General features: G+C 33.8%; 23 protein-coding genes and 1 pseudogene. 9 read left to right on the top strand and 15 right to left on the bottom strand.

What is annotated here, in order from left to right:
• Window positions 1–13 precede the first annotated feature (13 nt).
• Window positions 14–478, bottom strand: coding sequence for a YaaR family protein (locus tag NLJ82_RS08450; protein ID WP_000946323.1), 465 nt, complete (start codon window positions 476–478; stop codon window positions 14–16).
• A gap of 143 nt (window positions 479–621) precedes the next feature.
• Here NLJ82_RS08450 and NLJ82_RS08445 point away from each other — a divergent pair, with 143 nt between their 5' ends.
• Window positions 622–1,119 (top strand): flagellar motor switch protein FliG, encoded by a 498-nt coding sequence (locus NLJ82_RS08445; RefSeq protein WP_001020115.1) that lies wholly within the window; start codon window positions 622–624, stop codon window positions 1,117–1,119.
• Window positions 1,120–1,158: 39 nt separating this feature from the next.
• On the top strand, window positions 1,159–1,941 hold the full coding sequence (locus NLJ82_RS08440) for a CheR family methyltransferase (protein WP_000582906.1): 783 nt from the start codon (window positions 1,159–1,161) through the stop codon (window positions 1,939–1,941).
• An 84-nt stretch (window positions 1,942–2,025) separates the two neighbouring features.
• Here NLJ82_RS08440 and NLJ82_RS08435 read toward each other — a convergent pair whose 3' ends face one another.
• The 7 genes from NLJ82_RS08435 to NLJ82_RS08405 form a co-directional block, all read right to left on the bottom strand.
• Entirely contained in the window at window positions 2,026–2,742 is a 717-nt protein-coding gene (locus NLJ82_RS08435; RefSeq protein WP_000403993.1) for a hypothetical protein, read from the bottom strand.
• A gap of 28 nt (window positions 2,743–2,770) precedes the next feature.
• Window positions 2,771–4,123: an Ig-like domain-containing protein gene (locus NLJ82_RS08430; protein ID WP_012644319.1), complete on the bottom strand. Its 1,353-nt coding sequence runs from the start codon at window positions 4,121–4,123 to the stop codon at window positions 2,771–2,773.
• Between the two features lie 16 nt (window positions 4,124–4,139).
• Window positions 4,140–5,780, bottom strand: coding sequence for a flagellar motor switch protein (locus NLJ82_RS08425; RefSeq protein WP_001114994.1), 1,641 nt, complete (start codon window positions 5,778–5,780; stop codon window positions 4,140–4,142).
• A 173-nt stretch (window positions 5,781–5,953) separates the two neighbouring features.
• The gene (locus tag NLJ82_RS08420; protein ID WP_001192575.1) at window positions 5,954–7,966 is read right to left on the bottom strand and encodes a chemotaxis protein CheA; all 2,013 of its coding nucleotides are present in this window, start codon (window positions 7,964–7,966) and stop codon (window positions 5,954–5,956) included.
• Window positions 7,967–8,094: 128 nt separating this feature from the next.
• Window positions 8,095–8,463 (bottom strand): response regulator, encoded by a 369-nt coding sequence (locus NLJ82_RS08415; RefSeq protein WP_000940577.1) that lies wholly within the window; start codon window positions 8,461–8,463, stop codon window positions 8,095–8,097.
• A 149-nt stretch (window positions 8,464–8,612) separates the two neighbouring features.
• A complete protein-coding gene (locus NLJ82_RS08410) occupies window positions 8,613–9,290 on the bottom strand; it encodes an OmpA family protein (protein WP_000596048.1) in 678 nt (225 codons plus the stop codon).
• A 22-nt stretch (window positions 9,291–9,312) separates the two neighbouring features.
• The gene (locus NLJ82_RS08405; RefSeq protein WP_000502135.1) at window positions 9,313–10,146 is read right to left on the bottom strand and encodes a flagellar motor protein MotP; all 834 of its coding nucleotides are present in this window, start codon (window positions 10,144–10,146) and stop codon (window positions 9,313–9,315) included.
• A 172-nt stretch (window positions 10,147–10,318) separates the two neighbouring features.
• Here NLJ82_RS08405 and NLJ82_RS08400 point away from each other — a divergent pair, with 172 nt between their 5' ends.
• Window positions 10,319–10,921 (top strand): HD domain-containing protein, encoded by a 603-nt coding sequence (locus NLJ82_RS08400; protein WP_000400760.1) that lies wholly within the window; start codon window positions 10,319–10,321, stop codon window positions 10,919–10,921.
• Between the two features lie 27 nt (window positions 10,922–10,948).
• Here NLJ82_RS08400 and hfq read toward each other — a convergent pair whose 3' ends face one another.
• Together hfq and NLJ82_RS08390 are read right to left on the bottom strand one after the other, a co-directional pair.
• On the bottom strand, window positions 10,949–11,137 hold the full coding sequence (gene hfq / locus NLJ82_RS08395; protein WP_000400661.1) for an RNA chaperone Hfq: 189 nt from the start codon (window positions 11,135–11,137) through the stop codon (window positions 10,949–10,951).
• 54 nt (window positions 11,138–11,191) lie between these two features.
• Window positions 11,192–11,410 (bottom strand): aspartyl-phosphate phosphatase Spo0E family protein, encoded by a 219-nt coding sequence (locus tag NLJ82_RS08390; RefSeq protein ID WP_002091864.1) that lies wholly within the window; start codon window positions 11,408–11,410, stop codon window positions 11,192–11,194.
• A 227-nt stretch (window positions 11,411–11,637) separates the two neighbouring features.
• On the opposite strand from NLJ82_RS08390, the gene NLJ82_RS08385 reads away from it, so the two are divergent.
• From NLJ82_RS08385 to NLJ82_RS08360, 6 genes and pseudogenes are all read left to right on the top strand, one after another.
• Complete coding sequence (locus tag NLJ82_RS08385) at window positions 11,638–11,757, top strand: YjcZ family sporulation protein (RefSeq protein WP_000120179.1); 120 nt, start codon at window positions 11,638–11,640, stop codon at window positions 11,755–11,757.
• Between the two features lie 166 nt (window positions 11,758–11,923).
• On the top strand, window positions 11,924–12,064 hold the full coding sequence (locus NLJ82_RS08380; RefSeq protein WP_002091863.1) for a hypothetical protein: 141 nt from the start codon (window positions 11,924–11,926) through the stop codon (window positions 12,062–12,064).
• Window positions 12,024–12,977, top strand: a pseudogene (locus tag NLJ82_RS08375) (MFS transporter); the annotation flags it as partial. The gene NLJ82_RS08380 and the pseudogene NLJ82_RS08375, both read left to right, overlap by 41 nt.
• 128 nt (window positions 12,978–13,105) lie before the next feature.
• Window positions 13,106–13,555: an ArsR/SmtB family transcription factor gene (locus NLJ82_RS08370; RefSeq protein WP_000459093.1), complete on the top strand. Its 450-nt coding sequence runs from the start codon at window positions 13,106–13,108 to the stop codon at window positions 13,553–13,555.
• Between the two features lie 19 nt (window positions 13,556–13,574).
• Window positions 13,575–14,795, top strand: coding sequence for an MFS transporter (locus NLJ82_RS08365; RefSeq protein WP_000791691.1), 1,221 nt, complete (start codon window positions 13,575–13,577; stop codon window positions 14,793–14,795).
• A 126-nt stretch (window positions 14,796–14,921) separates the two neighbouring features.
• A complete protein-coding gene (locus NLJ82_RS08360) occupies window positions 14,922–15,647 on the top strand; it encodes a sulfite exporter TauE/SafE family protein (RefSeq protein ID WP_012644317.1) in 726 nt (241 codons plus the stop codon).
• A gap of 94 nt (window positions 15,648–15,741) precedes the next feature.
• On the opposite strand, the gene NLJ82_RS08355 is transcribed toward NLJ82_RS08360, so the two are convergent.
• From NLJ82_RS08355 to NLJ82_RS08335, 5 genes are all read right to left on the bottom strand, one after another.
• A complete protein-coding gene (locus tag NLJ82_RS08355) occupies window positions 15,742–16,353 on the bottom strand; it encodes a hypothetical protein (RefSeq protein ID WP_000361350.1) in 612 nt (203 codons plus the stop codon).
• Window position 16,354: 1 nt separating this feature from the next.
• Window positions 16,355–16,900: a sigma-70 family RNA polymerase sigma factor gene (locus NLJ82_RS08350; RefSeq protein ID WP_001997136.1), complete on the bottom strand. Its 546-nt coding sequence runs from the start codon at window positions 16,898–16,900 to the stop codon at window positions 16,355–16,357.
• A gap of 186 nt (window positions 16,901–17,086) precedes the next feature.
• Window positions 17,087–17,671, bottom strand: coding sequence for a type 1 glutamine amidotransferase family protein (locus NLJ82_RS08345; RefSeq protein ID WP_000709453.1), 585 nt, complete (start codon window positions 17,669–17,671; stop codon window positions 17,087–17,089).
• Between the two features lie 88 nt (window positions 17,672–17,759).
• Window positions 17,760–18,494 (bottom strand): oxygen-insensitive NADPH nitroreductase, encoded by a 735-nt coding sequence (gene nfsA / locus NLJ82_RS08340; RefSeq protein WP_001004522.1) that lies wholly within the window; start codon window positions 18,492–18,494, stop codon window positions 17,760–17,762.
• Between the two features lie 272 nt (window positions 18,495–18,766).
• Window positions 18,767–19,084, bottom strand: a complete 318-nt coding sequence (locus tag NLJ82_RS08335; protein ID WP_000678038.1) for a magnetosome magnetite crystal formation protein family — start codon at window positions 19,082–19,084, stop codon at window positions 18,767–18,769.
• Window positions 19,085–19,126 lie beyond the last annotated feature (42 nt).

Here is a 19,126-nt window from a genome sequence, read left to right as displayed (position 1 = left end):
GCTTCCTTCCCTTTTACAAGACTAAATTTACAATTAAACCGTGGATTTCTCCAATTTGATTTAACATTTCTAAATGTCCCGTTTTTGTATTAATTAAGTTCATAACATCTTCTAACTCATTCAATCCCATTTCCGCCTGCTTTACAATCGTCATTTTCTGTGAATAGCCATAACGCGGATGACGAGACATGACATCTTTATATTGCAATACATTATCAACGTAAAAATTCAAAAATGATTTTACTGTATTTTTGTATTCCATTACGTTATCAAGTGTTAATTCCATTTCGATTTTTTCTTTAATTTCTCCAATATTATCAACAAACGCTTCCATTTGTTCTAACAACTTATCTTTTTTCGGATCTGCATGCAAATTATCCGAAAATGCAAGTCCAGTCCTGACATTTGCTTCTTTCGGCATTTGAGTAGCAGGCGGTATATGCGATAAGATTGGATTATGCGAGATTGAACGCAGCATATATATCACCTATTTATTTTTTTATTTCTTCCAAAAGTTAATCGTAAAATCTAGTTATTTATAATTATACTCTGAACACTAATATTTTGCAGTTATTTTTTATAGAAGATATGTTACAATTTAGCATGAGGTGGCACAATTCTATGAATATTTTTCTTTGTGGTTCAAATCAATTAACAGCATTAGATCAAGAAGAAATTAAAAAATTTTTAACTGACTATGCTCACAAACATAAAATTTACATATTATGTTATAAATCTATTGAAAATGAGGTACTTCGTTTTTTCGTTGAAAACGAAAGGCTCGCTCAAAATTTATGCCTTTACACGCTCCAACCGTTACAAGCAGTAACAGATGAATTCCAAGAAATCGTAGATTATTTAAAATCACACGGAGCCGAGTATGTTGCTTTTGATCATCCTTCCGACTCTATTTATCGATCTGATTATATGTTTTTTGTGAAACAAATTATTGAAGATACCGATTTAGTTCTCTGTTTTTATAACGGAGACAAACATACATCTGTCATTCCCGTTGACATTGCAAAAGAAGCTGGGATTGATGCTGTCATTTATGATTTACCAGGTTTACATGAAAAACAAATGAAAAAAAGCTTTGAACAAAAAATTCGTATGATGTAAAGGGGGCGGCACAATATCGTTATTGTGCCCATTGTAAATATGATAATTGAACAAGATTATGATCATTTTATCACGAGTTTTAAACAACAATTCAATATGGATATCGCTTCGTATAAACAAGATAGGATGCGCCGTAGAATCGATGCTTTTATTTCAAGAAAAGGCTTTGAAAACTATACTACATTTTTAAGTACTTTACGTGTTGATCAAAACTTATTTTTAAGTTTTATTGACTATATTACAATTAACGTTTCAGAGTTTTTTAGAAATAAAGAACGTTGGCAAACGTTAGAATCGAAAGCACTGCCAAAATTACTCGAACAAAATAACGGAAAATTAAAAGTATGGAGTGCCGCTTGCGCTGCTGGTGAAGAACCATATACACTCTCTTTAATTTTATCGAAACATCTCTCTCCATTTCGCTATGAAATACTAGCAACGGATCTTGATTTTCATATTTTAGAGAGTGCAAAACGTGGTCAATATACGGAACGTTCGTTGAAAGAATTACCTAGCGATTTGAAAGAACGTCATTTCACAAAAGAAGATGATATATATTCATTACATCAAAATATTAAACAACACGTCACGTTTAAACAGCATGACCTATTAATGCAATCGTTCGATACAAATTACGATTTAATTGTTTGTCGTAATGTAATGATCTATTTCACAGAAGAAGCAAGAGTCAAGCTGTATGAAAAATTTAGCCGTTCTTTACGAAAAGGCGGTGTGCTATTTGTCGGTAGCACAGAGCAAATTTTAACACCTGAACGATTCAATCTTCAGCGTTTTGATACATTCTTTTATGAAAAAATATAGAAAAAAGCAGGATTATTGCACCCTGCTTTTTTTTTATTTATTTACTAAAATCATAACAAAGAATTGCGTGATTCCGTTCATTTTTTATATAACTCGAATTAAAATAATACAAGCAACCCATATAAAGAGAAAAAGAAACGTCATAGACCATTTATGTTCTTGCACCGTTTGTTTCAATGCCTGTGATAATTGTGTCATATTCATTTCTGCAAGTGCTCTCCATACACTTGCATCCCGCTCTTTAGCTGTGCGATTCGTGACGCTAATTAAAATGGTTTCGTTAGACAATTTCGTGATATACGCAGTAATAACCGTTACCATTAAATTTATATTTCCTTCTGACGAGTCACTCTCCACGCTAGAGAGGAGTGCACTTACATCTAATAACGGAATGTGTACCTTTCTACCAAATGATAGTTGTACTTCAGCGAAATCATACGTTCCATCTAATAAAGGCAGTTCTTTTATATGCGCCTGTTTCACAAGCCCTTGTAAGCTTCTCATTACTTGTTCAAATATTTTATCTGTTTGCTTTCCTTCTCCAGATAATGTATGTAACTTTCTAAAGAGTTGTAATACTGTATCCATCTCTTTAGAAAGCATTTCCTTCATAACCTTTCCATCACCTAAACTCGCAAGTAAAATCCCTATTTCGTTATTTTTCGAAATAATTTTAGACTGTCCAGTAAACACTAGATTACTATACTTTCGTTCTTTCTGGATTTCATGTTCTGAAATAGCTGCAGGCTGTTTTAATGGTTGTAGCGTCTTATTTTCAATTGTCGTACGTTTAATTTCCATTTAAGCGCCTCCACTATGATGAAATTAATTAGCCCCATTCTTTATTGCTCTTTAAAACTAAAAATAGTACGAATAAACCTGACATAATAGCAAATACATTAGAAGCTTGTATTCCATGGTCACTTTTAGTTTCTTTCTTATCTTCTGGCTCTTCTTTTTTTTCTTTCTTTTTCAAAATGACTTGATTGTTATTATCTTTATCTTTTTGAGCCTTCGTATTATTTACTTCCTTGTTGTCTGTGAGAGGCTCTTTTATAACATAAGTAATTTTTTCTTTCTCTTTCAATGGTTCTTTTATAAGGTCGTTTACTTTCTCTTCTTTTTTCGGAATTTGAACAACTGGCTGTTTTTCTTCCTGAAGCGGGATTTCTACTTTCGTGTCTTCCTGCTTCTCAGTTTCTTTCTTATCTTCTAGTTTATTTTCTAATTTATCTTCTTTCTCTCGTTCTTCTGTCTTTTTATCCTCTTCTGTTTTTTGTTCCAAAACAGAAACGACATACTCACTTTCTTCAACGAGTTTATTTCCAGCCGCATCTACTACCTCTACAAGTAGCTCGTATGTCCCATTTGGCAATGCATCCGTTATTTCAAATACTTTTTGCCATTCCATGTCGCGCTTATTGTAATCTAATAAAAATGTAATCTCTTTATTTTCTTTTCCTTTTAATGTAACACGAACTTCTTTCACAACCGATTCCACGTCTGCCGCCTTCACTCTTACACGTATAGAATCGCCTCGTTTTCGTTCGATTACATTCTCCTTCGCCTCGTCAATAGTGACTTTATGCAACTTCGGCATCTCTTTATCTATTGTTGGCGTTTCATTATTTATACGAATAAGTGGGACTTTCACTTCATTTTCTATCAGCTCTTCTTTCTCATTTTCTTTAAAACTTTGAATAAGCTGAAGGTTCCAATCACCTTGCAAATCAAAAATCCCGACCTTATAGTTAGCAATCCATCGCTTCGTCTCTTCTTCATAGTCAAAAGGTATCATTCTTTCTTGCTCATACAGATTACTGTTTTTTGGCAAACGCAACATACCTTTTATACTTTGAATATTTGTCTCTTTTGGCTCTACAATAATCCGTATTTCTTCGCCAACTTTTAATTCTCGCTTATTTATTGTAATAATCCCTTGATCCGTCTCTATCTTTTTTTCGGTTTCTTGCTCATTCTTTACTTCTTGTTGTTCCTCTTTATCTTGCTTTATTTCCACTTGTTCTGGCTGTTCTTGAACTTCCTTATTCTCTTCTTGTACAACCACTTCATTTATATTTTGTTCTGGCACATTTTGCTCTTCCGCCTGACTTTGCAGTGGGAAGAGCAAGCACACATGTATGCATAGCCAGCAAATTAGAAAAAACTTTACGCTTTTCATCTACTATTTCAACGCCTTATAGTGATTTTGTCACTTTTACTCCGAAAAATCCATCTACATTTACAAGTTCACCATACGCCACCAATACATCATTTACATAAATTCGAATTGGTTCATCAATATCTTCATCTAATACAACGGCTTCATTTTCTTGTAAACTTAATATATCTTGAATCGTTTTCACTGTACTTCCAAATACAAATTTCACATTCATTTCTACATTTTGTAGAATAGATGTATCCATATACACTGGCTCAATTTGTTTCACTTCTTTAAATTCAATAGGTTGTACAACAGGTTCTACAACCTCTTCTTCCATTTCTTCCTCTGCAACCTCTTCTTCTGCTTCCACCATTGGATATAGCAGTCGTCTTACCATTTCTTTCGCTTCTGAAATCGGTAAAATTTGATACATTTTCGATTGAAGCAAGTCGCCAATTTCAAGGTTGAACGTAATTTGAACGAGTTCATCCACTTCCATTGACTCTCCCAAATATTCCATTTCTTCTTTTAACGTGACAAATTTGACGTCTGGCGGCGTCATGTCCATCTTCTCTTTAAACATTTCTGACATCGCTGTTGCCGCATGCCCCATCATTTGGTTCATGATTTCTTTAATACCGCTCAGCTCTAATTCACTAAGCTCTTTCTCTGGATCAATCTCCCCTGTTCCCATCATCATTAAATCTACCATTGTCAAAGCAACATCTTTCGTAAATACGAATACGTTCTCATTCTTTAAACCTTCAACAAAATCGACATTTAAAATCACAAAGGGAACCGGTACACCGTCATAATGACGCACATTAATCGCTTCTACATTGGGTGTACTAATCGTAACCGGCTGATTTAAAAGCGTTGATAATACCGTTGAGGCTGAACCGATGGAAATGTTGGCAATTTCCCCAAGTACATCTTTCTCCTCTTGCGTTAACTGCTCTTTTTTAACATGTTCTTCTACAATCTCGGCTTCCGCTACTTCTGCTGGCTCGTCTTGCTCTTCTACGCCACCAGATAATTGTAGTAATTTATTTATCATTTGTTTCGCATGTTCAACTGAAACAATTTGTACAAGTTTAGAGTTTACAAGATTATCTATTTTAAGGTCAAACGACACTTTCACAATCGTGTTATTTCCAGTTATTCCAGAGATTTTCTCCATCTCTTCTAATAACTTTACAACTTTAATTGTCGGCGGTGACATGTCTACTGTATCTTGGAAGAATTCCGACATAGACGTCGCTGCGAATCCCATCATCTGGTTCATCGCTTCTTGTACAGCACTTAGCTCTAATTCGCCAAGTTCTTTTCCCTCTTCCACTTCACCTGTCCCCATCATCATTAAATCAGCAATAGATAAAGCAACATCTTGCTGAAGGACAAGTAGATTTTCCATATCTAATCCTTTTGTAAAATGAATATTTAATACAACATGAGGAACCTCAACATCGCTTGTATCGTATAAATCCACTAACTCTACATGAGGAGCAGTTATACTTACTTGCCTATTTAAAATCGTTGATAATACTGTCGAAGCAGAGCCAAATGATATATTTGCAATTTCGCCAAGAATATCACATTCTTGAGGCGTTAAAAGCTCCTTTTCTTTTTCTAGCACAATTGTGCTCGTATCCCCTTTTGTGTGTTGCTCAGGCATTTTCCCTGCCTCCTCATTTTTGTTTTTCTATTAAATGAATACACTCATTACATTTTAACAAATTTATTACGTAAATCGTGAACATGTATTTATTTCCTGTTATATATATTAGTATGTAATTAACCAAAAAGCTCCCCAATTGTATACAAGTGGGGAGCTTTCCTTCATTCCTATTATAAACCTTCTGGGTTTAAAATGAGGACCACTCGTCCATCGCCGAGAATCGTCGCGCCAGAGAAATAGTTCGAACTCTCTGCAAAGAAATCGCCTAATGACTTTAAGACAATTTCTCTTTGGCCGATAATTGTGTTTACAATAAGTCCATAGCTACGATGTGTATTACGAACAATTAACACAGGAACCATTTGACTTTCATATGATTCAAATGCCTCATCTACTGATTTTTCACCAAATACAGTACTCAAATGCTTCACTTCAATAATTTGATCACGATAGTTTAACACGTCTTTTCCTTGTAAGGTTTGGATGTCTTCTCTCTTAATACGAATCGCTTCAACAATGTTACCAAGAGGTAGAGCATAACGTTTATCATTCGTTTGAACAAGCATAGATTGAATAATGGACAACGTTAATGGAAGTTCAATTCTAAATGTACTTCCCTTTCCTTCTTCTGAATCAATAATTAAATGTCCACCTAAACTATGGATTGTATGTTTTACAACATCTAATCCAACCCCGCGCCCTGAAAGATCCGATACTACTTCTGCTGTACTAAATCCTGGTTGGAAAATGAGATCAAACACTTCACGATCCGTTAATTTATTTGCCTCAGATTCTGTTACAACACCATTTTTAATCGCTTTTTCTAATACTTTCCCTTTATGAATTCCATTTCCATCATCCGTAATTTGAATTACGACATGATTTCCACTATGGAACGCTTCTAATTTAATTGTACCCGTCTCATTTTTCCCTGCATCACGACGTTTTTCAACAGTCTCAATACCATGATCAATTGCATTACGAATTAAATGAACGAGTGGATCACCGATTTCATCAATAACAATTTTATCAACTTCTGTATCTTCACCCGTAATTTGCAAATCGATTTTCTTTCCTAAATCTTTCGCTAACATACGCACCATACGCGGGAAACGATTAAAGACTGTTTCAATCGGCACCATACGCATGTTTAGAAGTACATTTTGAATATCTTTTGAAATATCGCCTAATCGATTTAAATGCTCGATTAATTCTTTGTTTTGAATTGCTTGTGCCAATTCATCTATGCGACCACGCTCAATTACACTCTCTTCAAACATGTTCATTAATCGTTCAATTTTCTCTAGCTGCACACGAATGGAACGATTCTCACCTTTAGCATTTTTCGTTTTTGCAGTGCTTTTAGTTGGCGTAGCACTTGCAGGTTGCTTCGCTGTCTCAATAGGCGCTTCCCCCTGCGCAACTACAGACGACTGTATCATTTCTTCTACTCGCGTAGTTTCTTGCATAGCAACCATCGAATCTACTTCCTGTAATGATTCTCCTTGTTTCACTACTACTTTCTCAATTTCAGAAACGTGAAGCACTACCTGTTTCACTTCTTCTTCACTACGATCCGTATTCATAAATACTGTAAACTCAAAACCGAAAGCATCCGCTTCGATTTCTTCAATACTAGGAACCGTTTTTTGTATATCGCCTATATTTTGCAGTGCTTCAATACACATAATGGCACGTACTGCTTTTAAAATAGCTTGCTGTTCAACGGTTATATGCACTTCATGCGAAACTGCATCATCATTGTTTATAGACTCTTGCTCTACATGTTCCATAGAAGTTTCTACATTTCCGTTCAATAACGCTTCTAATTTTTGCTTCGTTGCGACTACATCAATATTACCCATTCCGCCTTGCTGCACATCTGCAACCATTTTCTCTAAATTATCAATGCATTCAAAAATGACATCAATAATATCCGCATGTACTACTATATTCCCATGACGAATTTCATCTAAAACGTTTTCCATTTTATGCGTTAAATCCGCCATTTCCGTAAATTCCATACTCGCAGACATACCTTTGAACGTATGAGCTGAGCGGAATATTTCTCCCACTACATCCATATCTGTAGGATTCTGCTCTAAAATTAGCACATTTTCATTTAGCGACTGTAAATGTTCTTCCGACTCTTCAAAAAATATATTTAATAGATCTGTTTGCATTTTCATCCCCTACCTGTCTAACAAACATTTCATTTATGTATAACAATTTAGTGTTTTAAAATGAGAAAAAAGGGGCCACACATCTATCCGTTATCACTGTTTTGATTCCTTGTGGCACCCCTTTTATATTAGCTATTTGCTACTTTTGTTAAAGCTTCGATTACGCGATCTGCTTGGAATGGCTTTACAATAAAGTCTTTTGCCCCACCCTTAATTGCATCTAATACCATACCTTGTTGTCCCATTGCTGAACAAATAACAACCTTTGCACTTGAATCAATTTTCATAATTTCTTTTAATGCTTCAAGTCCGTCCATTTCTGGCATAGTAATATCTAATGTTACAATATCAGGTTGAAGTTCTTTATATTTTTGAATTGCCTCCACTCCATTTTCCGCTTCTCCGATTACTTCAAATTCAGAATTACTTTTTAATAAGTTTTTAATCATTGTTCGCATGAACATCGCATCATCTACAACTAAAATTTTATGTGCCATTCTTTTTGATTCTCTCCTTCTATGTATAAATATATCTTAATATTTCACCTTATCATTCTCACTCATTATACAAAATAAAACGATAAAATTTAATATTTTTTTAAAAGAATTTCTTCATTTTAGTATTTTATTACTAAAATACTAAAATACTATTCTTTAATGTAAATGACAACGCGACGGTTTTTCTCCCAATTTTGCGGTGAATCATTCGGTACAACTGGCTTTGTGTCTGCATATCCTACCGCAGCTAACCTTTTATCCTCCACATTATACACTTCAATTAAATGGTGGATCATATTAGCTGCTCGTGCTGAAGATAATTCCCAATTAGAAGGGAACTTTTCATTATGGATCGGTCTACTATCTGTATGCCCCTCCACAACAATTGAGTTTGGTACGGATTGAAAAAATCCGACTAATTTGCTAATAATTTCTTTTGCTTCAGGCTTAACGTTCGCATCACCTGTATCAAATATTAAATTATCTACTATAACAACGCTTACCCCTGTATCTTCTCGATATACATTCACTTGACTAATACCGTTATTATCTACATATGCTTTTAACTTTTTGTACAAGTCGTCCATTCGCTTTTTTGAGACCGTTTTTTCATCATTTTTTTCATGTGAAATATCTGGTATAGTATTTTCCATTACTTTTGCATCAACTTGCTCCGTATCACTAAACTTTTCAAGCATCTTTGACAATTTTACTGCATCCTGCTTTGAAGTAGCAACTAGTAATACAAAGAAAGTTAATAATAACATCGTTAAATCTGTAAAAGTCGTCATCCAACGAGGCGATCCCTTTTGCGGTCGTTTTATCATCACCATACCACTCCTTGCAATATTAGGCTGCTCGTTTTACTTTTTTTATCTTTGTTTCGTATACATACGTATCGAGTTTTAACTTTAATTTAGACGGAATTTGTCCACGATACAATTCTGAAATTGCTTCAATAACAAACTTCTTCTCTGTATATAAATCTTCAATACCACGATACACTTTTTCAGCAAGAGGGATTGCAATCATATTTGCAAGTACTGATCCATACAATGTCGTTAACATCGCAACTGCCATCCCTGTACCAATTTGCGATGTGTCTTGCAAGTTTTGAAGCATAATGATAAGACCAATTAAAGTCCCTATCATACCCCAAGCCGGAGCGAAATCGCCAATTTTATCTAATAATACTGCCCCTTTTCTTAATTCATACACTTCCGTTTCAACATCTTTCATTAACACTTCTTTTAATTCATCTTCATCGTAACCACTTAACATTAATCGAATTCCTTTTTGAATAAAAGGATTGTCCACCTGCTCTCCATCAACCTCTAAAGAAAGTAAACCGTGTTTTTTAGATTTTTTTGAAAAATCAACAAACAAATCCGTTAACTGTTCTAAATCTTCTTCTTTTCTATGTAAAACAGTAAAAATACTTTTCGTATATTTTTTTATTTCTCCAAATCGATATGCCACAACAATTGTCGCAGTTGTTCCCCCTATGACAATTAAAATAGATGAAACATCTAAAAAGTTTTTAAAAGCTTTTATTCCGCCTCCACCAAGCATAATTGCCGCTATCACTATGGCAAAACCTACTAAAATGCCAAATGGGCTAGAAATGTCAAACTTCCTTTTTTTTCTTTCTGGTCTAGCAAATCCTTGATTTTCGTCTCCCATATTCCTGCCCTTTCCTTTTCATTTTTATAAAACATTTTTTTATTTTAATAATGCGTTTTCACATATAATGCTTATTATACGCTCATCATCTATTTATCGCAATATACTCATAAAATTGACACATTTCATTTCCATATTAGAATTATAGTATGGAAATACGAGGAGGATCACGATGGAACATAACATTTTACAAGTCATTGCACTAGCAGAAAAACTAAAATATGAAATGCGACATAGCTGGCTTTCTAACGGACGTCAAGAAAGTGTTGCTGAACATACGTGGCGCATGTCTCTAATGGCCATTTTAGTTGAACCTTATTTAGATCAGAAAGTAAATATTGAAAAATTACTTAAAATGGTTATTATTCACGATCTAGTCGAAGCAGAAGCTGGTGATATTCCTGCTTTTGATACAATGAATAGTCATGAATTACAATTACAAAAACAAATAAATGAACAAGAAGCAATTTCAAATATTAAACGAACATTAAAAGGTTCTCTCGGCGAGGAATTATATGATTTATGGATGGAGTTTGAAGCGAAAGAAACGTACGAAGCAAAAGTTGCTAACGCACTTGATAAGCTTGAGGTAAAAATTCAGCATAACGAAGCTGATATTGATACGTGGCTGCCAATTGAGCATAAAATGACATTCCAAGTAGCAAAGCATACAAACTTTGATTCTTTCCTATCTAAATTACAAAAAATCATTGAGCAAGATGGTGAAAAAAAATTATTAGCTGCCGGCATTGACGTTGAAGCCTGCAAGCAATAATGAAATAAGACACTCAGTACGAGTGTCTTATTTCATTATTGTTGATACAGCCTGCTTGTAAATAAGTTGTTGTTTTCCATCAACTAACATTAAAACGGTAAATTTGTCTATTGCAACAACTTCTCCTACTATTCTAACGCCACTCTTTAAAAAAATTGTAACAATACCTTTTTCTTCTTTTATTTGTTTATATAGCTCTTCTTGTAAATGTTCCAAATACATCTCTCTCCTTTTTCGTTGAATATCTTAATATAAAAAACTACAAATTCTTTATTTATGTACTTTATCTTTTACATTCATAAACTTATTAATAAGTATATCTAAATCTCGGCTAAATAACAAAACTTTATCATGATCCAATCCATGTCTAGCAACAAGTTGAATTAGCTCTTTCTTTTTAGTTTCTATTTTATTTTGTAGTTGTCCCATCTCCATCTCTTCACTAAAACTCCCTTTTCCCATAATATTACTTGTAAAATTATAGTACAAATCCTCTCATAAAAAAATATAAAAATGGTTTTTTTTACAATTTTTATATTTTTTTATGAACAAATCGCGATTTCTTCACATACACCTAGCTCCATATACAATCAAAATGACCATACAGGCATTTATCTAATTACAAAAGAGACTGGCTCCTTTTCCATACGAAAAACATACTGTATACAGTAGTCCATGAATTATATAGATTAACTTACTCAAAAGGAGGAAAACATATGAGTTATGGTGGAAGTTGCGCTGGTTTCGGCGGTGGATTTGCTTTGCTTATCGTACTATTCATCCTTCTAATCATCATCGGATGTAGCTGTTGGGGTGGCGGCGGATACGGATACTAATATATCCTATCCTTAACAAATGAACGAAAAACTATAAGAAAACAGCTCATATTTGAGCTGTTTTTTCATACTTTCGTATGAAGTTATGTCCCTCCTTTTTCTGATTTCAACTCATAAAAAAATGTTTACTATGAAATAAGAAGTATTTTTACTTAGGAGGATTACAATGATTAAAGGCCTTTACGAAGAACATTTACCTGTACGTAACTTAGAAGTATCAATATCTTTTTATGAATCACTTGGACTGAAATTATATAAAAGAGGAACGGGGAATTCTAGTCCTTACATACTTATTCGCCAGCTATAAAATTGAAATTATTTTCATTACTAATATATATTTATCTGTACTTTCTTGCTTATTTGAGCCGGCTAAACAAGCAACCTTAAAAAACATCGTACATCAAAATCATTTCGTAACTGCTAACTCTCTTTCTAGTACAATAAATGGTTTTATGTCTATTATGGGGGCCTCTCTAGGCGGGATTATTGCACAACCTTTACATATTGAATTCGCTTTTTTAGTAAATAGCCTATCATACTTTATTTCGGCCTATTTTATTTATAATATGAGTGTTCCCTCTTATGATACTTGTAAGAAGAAAAAAGCATTTTTTACTGATATAAAAGATGGTTACACATACATATTACAAACAAAAATCATTTTAATATTAATTCTTGTAGGCATTTCATGGGGGCTTATTGGAGGTGCTTATCAGCTACTTCTAACAATCTATGCCGAAAAAATTTTCCACACGAACATTGGGATTTTATATATGGTTCAAGGGGCTGGGCTTATGATAGGAAGCCTTCTCGTTAATCTTTATATATCTAGCAATAAAGAAAAAATGAAAAAAGCATTTGGTTGGGCCTACTTCCTACAAGGCTTTTTCTTTCTTGGATTCATTCTATCCGATCAACTTATTTTCGGTATCATTACATTACTCTGTATGCGCATAGCAGGAGGAATCATCGTTCCACTTGATACGACATTACTTCAAACTTACACGCGTGAAAATATGATTGGTAAAGTTTTCTCCTTTCATTACTCTATTTATAGCTCACTTATACAGTTATCTATGCTCATGACAGGATGGTTATTAGAAATCCTTTCTCCTCAAATAATTGGTAGTTTTCTAGCTACATGTTGTATTTTTGTTAGTTTTATATGGCTGTTCTTGTATTATCGCGGGAAACTTAATGAAGAATCTACTATTACTTAATAGCATGTTTATGTACATGCTATTTTTATTTATGTCGAAATATAAAGGAAAAAGACGATTTATTTTCCTTACGTTCTAATTTTTTAGAATGTACAATAAATTTAGATTATAAGAAAGGGGATGCCATAATGTTTGACGATAGACTTACTATTTCAGCTGAACAGCAGAAGCTCATTTCCAACGCAACTCGTATTCAAATTCTTCACCTTTTAAAAGACGAAGCACTCACTGCAAAACAAGTAGCTACTAAACTAAACAAATCTACTGGTAGCGTACATTATCACGTTCAAATTTTATATGATGGAGGGTTACTTGAATTAGTAGACACGAAGGAAAAACGAGGGATTATTGAAAAATATTACAAGGCAAAATCTGCTCATTTCTATATTGAAGAAAGTGGCACAGAGGGAACGAATACAGGTAGTCATATTGTTTCTCATTTATTTTTAACTCCAGAGGAATTACAACAGCTTACTTGGGAGGTTACACAAGTTTTATTACGCTGGGAAAACAAAACCGCTCGTCAATCAAACTCTGAAGAGGAATACGCTATTTCCTGCAGGATAAAAAAACAATGAAAGAAAGGTCCAGCTGCTCATGAAAAATAAATTATTATTATTGTCGGGAACAGGAATTTCTCGTTTAGGTGATTTTATGTATCTCATCGCCCTAAACGTAATGGTTTTACATAGCACAAACTCCCCTGCTGCTGTAGCAGGATTATGGATTGTCGGTCCAATTGCGACCGTTGTTACAAAAATTTGGTCTGGTAGCATAGTAGATCGATTAAACAAACGGTCCATTATGCTTATCACAGATATCATTCGAGCAGTTCTCATTGGCTGCGTTCCACTATTTGATTCTATTTGGGCCATTTATATTTTTATCTTTTTAACTCGTATCGCTACATCATTTTTCGATCCAGCTTCATTTTCTTATAAAACAATGCTTATACCTGCTGAAGAACGCGCTCAATTCAACGCTTGGAGTAGCTTTTGTACAAGCGGGGCTTTTATTATCGGTCCAGCTCTTGCTGGAATACTTCTCACCACGCACTCAGCATCCTTTGTAATTTACTGCAACTCACTTTCCTTTCTACTTTCTACTATTCTCATTTATTTCTTACCTAATATTACGTTACAAACAAAGCAAAGCGAAGAAGTTGCAAATACTTTCGTACAAACATTACGAAGTGATTGGAAACAAGTTTTTTCATTCGCTCGAACTGAAACGTACATTATTCTCATATTCGTTTTATTTCAAGCGACTATGCTTGTCGCTATGGCACTTGATTCACAAGAAGTTGTTTTTACAAGACAAGTACTGTTTTTAACCGATATAGAATACAGTATGCTTGTTAGTATAACTGGCGCTGCTTACGTTTCCGGTTCATTTCTTGTCTCTCTCTTTTCCAAACGTTTACCAATTCAATATTGTATCGGATTAGGGACAATTTTCACAGCAATAGGCTATGTAATTTTCGCCTTTTCAAATTCATTTATCGTCGCGGCAGGCGGTTTCATTTTACTTGGCATTTCTTCATCATTTGCTGGTACTGGCTTTTTTACATTTTATCAAAATAACATCCCGGTTCATATGATAGGACGTATCGATAGCGTATTTGATTCCATAAAAAGTTTTATCCAAATCTTTTTCATTTTAGCAATTGGAGCATCCGCACAATTTCTTTCCGTTCAAATGACTGTAATAAGTAGCTCGTTACTCATCCTTTTCCTTTCCTGTTTATTAGCAATCCGAGTAATGACGCCTTCACGAGAAAAATATTTTAAGGCTACAGGATCATCATTGGAATATTAATTGCAACATATAAAGCGGCTACTTTGCCGCTTTTTTCCCCGTATGAAAGGCCAGTAAGCCTCCACTGATTAAAGTATCACTTTATGTTAAAATATGTATTGGATCTGATTATGTAGGAGGGCTATTTTGGAGATTATATTCACTTTCATTTGTATTATATTAGTAGCTTCTATTTTACAAACAAGTACAGGTTTTGGCTTTTCTATTATGGCAACACCTTTCTTACTCATGTTATTTCTACCACAGGAAGCTATACAAATAAATATCATTTTATCATTCATTATTTCCATATCACTCATTTGGAAAATAAGAACGGACATTGATTGTATTCTACTGAAAAGATTAATTTTCGGAAGTATAGTTGGTGTTCCTTTTGGTATTTTCATTTTCATTTCCATTAACATCAACACGTTTAAATTAGCAATTAGCATCCTGCTCTTACTATTAACGTTGATGCTAATATGCAACTTTAAGATTCAATCAACAAAATCTAGAGATTTCTTAGTAGGAGGATTATCCGGTCTTTTAACGACAAGTATCGGTATGCCAGGACCACCCCTGTTACTGTACTTTACAGGAACTGATACGAAAAAAGAGAAGCTGAGAGCAACTACTTTAGCTTTTTATCTATTTATATATTTCATTAGTCTACTAACGCAAATACTCTTTACTGGCACAAACAAGACAATTTGGGAATCAAGTTTTTACGCTATTCCAATCGTATTTCTAGGTTTGTATATAGGTCAAATTATTTTCAAATGGCTTAATCAACGGATTTTTAAAATATTTACGTACATCCTTTTAAGTTGCACGGGCATATATCTTCTTATTGAAAGTTTGCATTCGTTATAGAAGGTGCTTTAGTATGTGTCATAACGGCGGATAAGTTTTCAATATTTTTAAACGTGATAACAATAAAAAGCGGCTATTATGCCGCTTTTTATTTTCAAATTAAATATTTTAAAACTAGAAGCCCACCCATCGCTATTACAAACACATTGAAAACAATCAGCCAACTTTTTTCAAACTCTTTATATCTCTCTTCTTTCACCCCGCGTTGTTTTAGCTTCTCAATTACAGTTTTCAATTCTTGCTCATGCTCGGTACTTCCTAATTGTATATAGTTATTATCTATAGTAATTCCATATACATTCTTCATTTTTTTATGTCGCGAAACTGCTTGAATTGAGTTTATTAGTACATTGTATTCATTTAATTTTTTAAAATAACAATCTAACGATTTAATTCGTAATCTTGTATTTGTTAAAACAATGTAATAATAAAAAGTAGCACCTGCAGTTATTATACTTGGGATAACTTTAGAATTCACAAGGCTCCCCTCTTCCACTAATATTTCACATTCAATTTCTTCTCCCTCTTGTAACTCTTTCCGAACTGATTCTTCCAACATTTGCACCGTTAATTTCTTCAATAATTCTCCGTTTTTCACATAATACTTATCTACATTTATAGTCTCATCCGCTTCTTTCTCCAAACGTGTAATCTCTTCCTCTGAATATTGGAGCTCATTTAACATAGATAATAATCTTTTATCCATATTACACACTCCCTTTCCATAGTTTTTGAATTTTTTTCTTCCCACGAGAAATTCGATTGTATATATAATCCGCCGTTACTTTTAATTCTTTTGCAATGTCATCAATGGAATACCCATCAATATACCTCTTTAAAAAGATATATCGATCTTTCTTATTTAAATCTTGAACTATTTCCATAATCTCTTCTTCTTGTTCTATGTCATACCTATCATGGACACCTGTATCTATCTCTACGTCTTTATCAATTTTATTCTCTTTATATACTTTCTTTTTATATTCCAACGCCTTTAGTTTAGTAATACCAATCATCCAAGATTTTAAGTTGCCCTTTTCTGTATCAAAATGGTCGATATGAAACCAAATAACAGTAAATACATCGTTATAACAATCATCCACATATTGTTTTTCAATAGGGGTACTTAACGATTTATGAATAATGTACAAAATTAATTTTCCATATTGATCAATCACTTCTTTCAAAGCATCTTGATCGCGTTTTTTCATAGCTATAATTAAATCCACTTCAGAATCGAAAATCATAAGCATCTTCCTTCCTCAATTCCCCTTTAGCAGCTGCCTTTACTTACTATTGGCATTTCATTCTCATTTTCTATCACTTTTGTAAAAATCTATTAATTTTTATTTCTATGTATATGATAACAAACAAAATACCTAAGTTCAGAAAGTAGTATCTACATTCTGAACTTAGGTATTAACAATCAAACTATTCACTTATGCTAACGTTTCATCACAAGTCTCTGTTACGTTTTTAAAATATTGCAAGTTCTCCTTCGCTTCAGCTTCATTAAATAAATTGAGTTGCTTCATTATTTCAGTAGCAAATTCAACGTACGCAGACCCTACCGCTGTTATTATTTTTCCATCAACCGTTACATCTTTGTTTTGTTTATATTCCCATTCATGTAAATGAGCTAATTGTTTTTCATCTGATGTTAATGATGTTGAGAATTTCTTCTTATTCAGCACCCCTGCTGCATGTAATAAAGATGTTCCGGCACAAATACCCGCTATCCATTTATTTTGCTTATGTAATTTGTTCACAATAGATAACAATTGTTCATTTTCTAAATGATCAAAAATATGTCCGCCTGGTACGATAAACACTTCATAGTCCGCTACTTCAATATGCTCCATAGACACATGTGGTTGACACAAAAACCCACCTTCTCCTGTAACTGTTTTTCCGTCTACAGTTGCTGTTATTATTTCAAATTGCTTACTTATCAAAAATAAACTCGCTATATTCACTTCAAATTCTGCAAATCCATCAAATAAAAAGATTAAAGCTTTTTTCATATTATCCCCTCCCCCTATACTTATTCGAAGACAATCACCTTTCTCCTCCCAAAAAGGGCAAACCTACATCACAGGTTTGCCTCTTTATTCATTTCTTATTTAATCCTTTCTCATTTAAAAACTCTTTCATATGCATTCTTTTTTCTTTAGACATAAACGAACTCATCGATTCCGTCCATGTTACGTTTTTTTGATTTGATGATCTTTCTTTATAATACGCGCTCATCGTTTCATCGTATTCATTTAATAATTCATCATATTTCTTTTCATCATATCCATTTTCATGAAGGATTGCTGCTATCGGTAAACGTGGTTTCACTCCGTGATCTTCATCTGGTACACCGACTGTCATTCCGAATACAGGATATACTTTATCCGGTAAATGAAGCAATTCGCTCACTTCTCTCGGATTATTACGAATACCACCAATATAACAAATACCGTATCCTAACGATTCTGCTGCTAACGCCAAGTTTTGCGCAAAGAGTGAAGCATCTACCGTTGCTACGATAAAGTCTTCCACTCCTTCATGCTTTATCTCTGTACCATGTTTTTCACATGCCATTTCAAGTCGTTTTAAATCTGCACAACAAACAAAGAATGCTGCGCAATCTTTCACATGACGATTTCCGGATAACTCTGCTAGTTTCGCCTTTAAGTCTTGATCGGTTACATATATAACAGAGTAAGCCTGTACAAAATGCGAGGAAGCAGCATGCTGCGCAGCTTGCACCATTCTTTCTACTACATCTTTCGGAATAGGTTCTTCTTTATATTTACGAACTGAAACGTGTTGCTCCATTTTATGTATCATCTCATTCATGAAAATCACTCCTTTTTCTCTTCCTAATGAAAAATTAACATATCTTTTCCAATATTCACAACTTATAAGCACAAAAAGGGCAATTCTTTTTGAATTGCTCTTTTTAAAAGATCTATTAATACGGTAAATGAAATTATATCGTCGATTTTTTCAATATATCGACGATTCCCTGCACTATATCGACGATTTTTCAAATATATCGTCGATTCGACAAAGAATATCGACTTACCGACAAATAACGACAAACTCACTCCGAATTATTCCTTATCTTATTACGCCGTTTTCAAAACTTTAATACCTTTTACGATATTCCAAATGAAGTAGTAAATTCCTACAAGAATGAACACTGCATATGTGATCATCATTCCAATTCCAGCACCGTCAGATTGATTGAATCCTAAACCGAATATTCCTGATATCGCTAATCCTCCGAATAAAATTGCGTACGGGAAAATATGTGACCAAAATGCTTTTTTCGCGTGATATTTCACTTCATCCTCTGCAACGAAGTACACGATAATTGGTAATAAAAATGGGGCAAAAAAGATACTAAAGTAACATAGTGAAGATAATATATTATTTCCTTTCATCCGATTCACCTCTAAATAGTTTTTGTTATCTTCATTATGTCA

Source organism: Bacillus paranthracis (assembly GCF_024296885.1).
Taxonomy (GTDB): domain Bacteria; phylum Bacillota; class Bacilli; order Bacillales; family Bacillaceae_G; genus Bacillus_A; species Bacillus_A paranthracis.
This window is presented reverse-complemented; position numbering and strand designations above follow the sequence as displayed.

Excerpts from the sequence above, each read along its gene's own strand:
- NLJ82_RS08365 (WP_000791691.1), top strand. The coding sequence starts at position 13,575 with ATGAAAAATAAATTATTATTATTGTCGGGAACAGGAATTTCTCGTTTA.
- NLJ82_RS08370 (WP_000459093.1), top strand. The coding sequence starts at position 13,106 with ATGTTTGACGATAGACTTACTATTTCAGCTGAACAGCAGAAGCTCATT.
- NLJ82_RS08420 (WP_001192575.1), bottom strand. The coding sequence starts at position 7,966 with ATGCAAACAGATCTATTAAATATATTTTTTGAAGAGTCGGAAGAACAT.
- NLJ82_RS08410 (WP_000596048.1), bottom strand. The coding sequence starts at position 9,290 with ATGATAAAACGACCGCAAAAGGGATCGCCTCGTTGGATGACGACTTTT.
- NLJ82_RS08425 (WP_001114994.1), bottom strand. The coding sequence starts at position 5,780 with ATGCCTGAGCAACACACAAAAGGGGATACGAGCACAATTGTGCTAGAA.
- NLJ82_RS08440 (WP_000582906.1), top strand. The coding sequence starts at position 1,159 with ATGATAATTGAACAAGATTATGATCATTTTATCACGAGTTTTAAACAA.
- NLJ82_RS08400 (WP_000400760.1), top strand. The coding sequence starts at position 10,319 with ATGGAACATAACATTTTACAAGTCATTGCACTAGCAGAAAAACTAAAA.
- NLJ82_RS08415 (WP_000940577.1), bottom strand. The coding sequence starts at position 8,463 with ATGGCACATAAAATTTTAGTTGTAGATGATGCGATGTTCATGCGAACA.
- NLJ82_RS08355 (WP_000361350.1), bottom strand. The coding sequence starts at position 16,353 with ATGGATAAAAGATTATTATCTATGTTAAATGAGCTCCAATATTCAGAG.
- NLJ82_RS08335 (WP_000678038.1), bottom strand. The coding sequence starts at position 19,084 with ATGAAAGGAAATAATATATTATCTTCACTATGTTACTTTAGTATCTTT.
- NLJ82_RS08345 (WP_000709453.1), bottom strand. The coding sequence starts at position 17,671 with ATGAAAAAAGCTTTAATCTTTTTATTTGATGGATTTGCAGAATTTGAA.
- NLJ82_RS08445 (WP_001020115.1), top strand. The coding sequence starts at position 622 with ATGAATATTTTTCTTTGTGGTTCAAATCAATTAACAGCATTAGATCAA.
- NLJ82_RS08380 (WP_002091863.1), top strand. The coding sequence starts at position 11,924 with ATGATTAAAGGCCTTTACGAAGAACATTTACCTGTACGTAACTTAGAA.
- nfsA (WP_001004522.1), bottom strand. The coding sequence starts at position 18,494 with ATGAATGAGATGATACATAAAATGGAGCAACACGTTTCAGTTCGTAAA.
- NLJ82_RS08435 (WP_000403993.1), bottom strand. The coding sequence starts at position 2,742 with ATGGAAATTAAACGTACGACAATTGAAAATAAGACGCTACAACCATTA.
- NLJ82_RS08430 (WP_012644319.1), bottom strand. The coding sequence starts at position 4,123 with ATGAAAAGCGTAAAGTTTTTTCTAATTTGCTGGCTATGCATACATGTG.
- NLJ82_RS08350 (WP_001997136.1), bottom strand. The coding sequence starts at position 16,900 with ATGCTTATGATTTTCGATTCTGAAGTGGATTTAATTATAGCTATGAAA.
- NLJ82_RS08450 (WP_000946323.1), bottom strand. The coding sequence starts at position 478 with ATGCTGCGTTCAATCTCGCATAATCCAATCTTATCGCATATACCGCCT.
- NLJ82_RS08385 (WP_000120179.1), top strand. The coding sequence starts at position 11,638 with ATGAGTTATGGTGGAAGTTGCGCTGGTTTCGGCGGTGGATTTGCTTTG.
- NLJ82_RS08405 (WP_000502135.1), bottom strand. The coding sequence starts at position 10,146 with ATGGGAGACGAAAATCAAGGATTTGCTAGACCAGAAAGAAAAAAAAGG.